Annotated in this window: 1 protein-coding gene; it reads right to left on the bottom strand. The window is 26.8% G+C overall.

From position 1 onward, the window contains the following. Positions 1-17 precede the first annotated feature (17 nt). Positions 18-1,184, bottom strand: a 1,167-nt coding sequence (locus QI30_RS18685) for an AAA family ATPase (RefSeq protein ID WP_126992072.1), incomplete at its 5' end; no start/stop codon positions are given.

Here is a 1,184-nt window from a genome sequence, read left to right as displayed (position 1 = left end):
TTCTAGAACATCCAAAATTACTCCTCCTCTAGTTCCAATTCATCTCTTAAATTTTGAAGATCAAACATTGATTCCGCTAATTCATCATAAATATCACTTAATCTTTGTGTATAATCCTCTATGGTATAAAAATTAGGGTTTTGAGTATGCTTAGATTTATAATAATTTACTTTCCCCTCTATTCCATGTTTCATTGAGAACAGTTCTATAGCTTCTATAAAGTATGGGCTATGGGAAGTTACTAAAAATTTAATATTTAAGTATTTAGATAAAAGCACTATTAATTCAGCATATTTAAGTTGCCATTCTGGATGTAAATGTATTTCTGGTTCATCTAATATTACATACTCTACAGTATTAAACGCTCCGCTATTTTTTAAAATACTAAGAATAGAAAAAGATTTCATACCTGTTGAAAGGTTTGACAATGATAGTTTCTTATTACGATCACTATATGGAATTTCATAAAAACTTTTCCTTCCATTTATTGAAATATTACCATCTATAACCTCTTTCAAAATAGCATTAATCATCTCATCATTTTTCTTTTTTGAAAAAACATTTTCATCCGAATTTGTTTGTTTTAATAAATCAATAAGATATGATTTATGATTATAAGATAATTTCTTACCTCCCAAATATATTCTAATTGATTCAGAAATCTCATCAATAACTGTAGGATCATCTATGAAAATTGGTCTAACAAACTCTCTGTTTATATTAATCGTTGATGCTTCTCTGTCTAATACATCTTCTATGAAAACAAGCTTCCCACTATTATTATTAACCTCTGTAAATGAAATTGTTGATTTTAAATTATTAGATGTTAAATTAGAAATTTGAGAATTGAATTCATTGTTAAATACCGATTGCAACATTTCAAATTTCAAATTATCTTCTTTTAGAATATCTGTGTCTAATATCTTTTTAATTTCTTTGATACTCATTCTAATAAGAATATCATCTAAATCTACTTCCATTTCTCCTTCTAAATTTCCCGTTGTTAGACTTTGTGTTATGACGGTTTCTTCTAAAGAATTAATGATTTTTTTTAGTTTATTAGAAAAATTAATACTTTGATTTTCAAACTCTTTTTGAGAAGTAGGATGCTCTTCGAGCATAGAAATGATATACGACATATTATCAAGCAATGCAGTTGCTTCTTCCGCAAATGCTAAACTTTC

The organism is Candidatus Kurthia intestinigallinarum (assembly GCF_003991225.1).
Classification (GTDB): Bacteria; Bacillota; Bacilli; order Bacillales_A; family Planococcaceae; genus Kurthia; species Kurthia populi.
This window is presented reverse-complemented; position numbering and strand designations above follow the sequence as displayed.